Here is a 1,051-nt window from a genome sequence, read left to right on the forward strand (position 1 = left end):
CGTTCCCGGCCCACCGGACGCCGAGGGCGTGGCGGCGGTCAGCGCAGCAGCCGCAGCGCCGCCGGCACGGCCGTGACGGTCACCGGCAGGTCGAGGGAGCGTTCCCCGTCGGCGTACGAGGTGATGCCCTCGGCGGCCAGATAAAACAAAACCGCGCCCGGTAGACGCGCGCCAGCGGGTGCGTGACATGGGGTGCCCCGGTAGATCTGCGGCTTGACCCGCATCAGCGTGCGCCTGTCGAACCGCCCGCCCACCACCACGTCCAGCAGGCCGTCGTGCGGGTCGGCGTCCGGGCAGATCCGCATGCCGCCGCCGTAGCTGGCCGTGTTTCCCACCGCGACCAGCACCGCGTCGACCTCCTGCGCCACCCCGTCGAGAACCAGCCGGTAGCGGCGTGGCCGCAGCCGGGCCAGCTCGACCACTATCGCCAGGTCGTACCGGCGCGGGCCGCGCGGCCAGCGCATCCGGTTGGCGCGTTCGTTGACGATCGCGTCGAAGCCCGCCGCGAGCACCGCGCCGAACCAGCGGTCGGCCTCGCCGCGCCGGGACAGCCGCGCCAGGTCCACCGACCGGGCACGGCCGGCGGCGAGCGCGTCGGCGATCACCTCGACCGCGGCCACCGGGTCGGCCGGGAAGCCGGTGTCCACCGCGAAGTCGTTGCCGGTGCCCGCCGGTACCGGCCCGAACGGCACATCGGTGCCGGCGACCGCCTGCAACGCGCGGTGCATCGTGCCGTCGCCGCCCACCGCGACGAGCGCCCCGGCGCCGCCGGCGACCGCGGCGTGGCACGCCGCCTCCGCCTCCTCGGGGGTACGCGCGCGCAGCAGCTCGACCGGGCGGCCCGCTCCGGCGAGGCGCTCCAGGATCCCGGGCAGCAGACCGCGGTGCCGCCCCCGGCCGGCGGTCGGGTTGGCGAGCACGGCGACGGGGCCGGGCGGGACACGATCGTGCGCGGTCACGGCGAGCACCGTACGGCACGGCTCGCGCGGCCCACCAGAGCCAGGTCAGCCGCGAACGGAAAGGCACACGCCGACGGCGCCCGGCAGGGGGT

At 76.8% G+C, this 1,051-nt stretch carries 1 protein-coding gene; it reads right to left on the reverse strand.

Annotation, left to right across the window (positions count from 1 at the left end; translation table 11 throughout):
- Positions 1–38 precede the first annotated feature (38 nt).
- Positions 39–959 (reverse strand): diacylglycerol kinase family protein, encoded by a 921-nt coding sequence (locus MCBG_RS05250; RefSeq protein WP_043330170.1) that lies wholly within the window; start codon positions 957–959, stop codon positions 39–41.
- Positions 960–1,051 lie beyond the last annotated feature (92 nt).

The sequence above is a fragment of the Micromonospora sp. M42 genome (assembly GCF_000568915.1).
GTDB lineage: Bacteria > Actinomycetota > Actinomycetes > Mycobacteriales > Micromonosporaceae > Micromonospora > Micromonospora chalcea.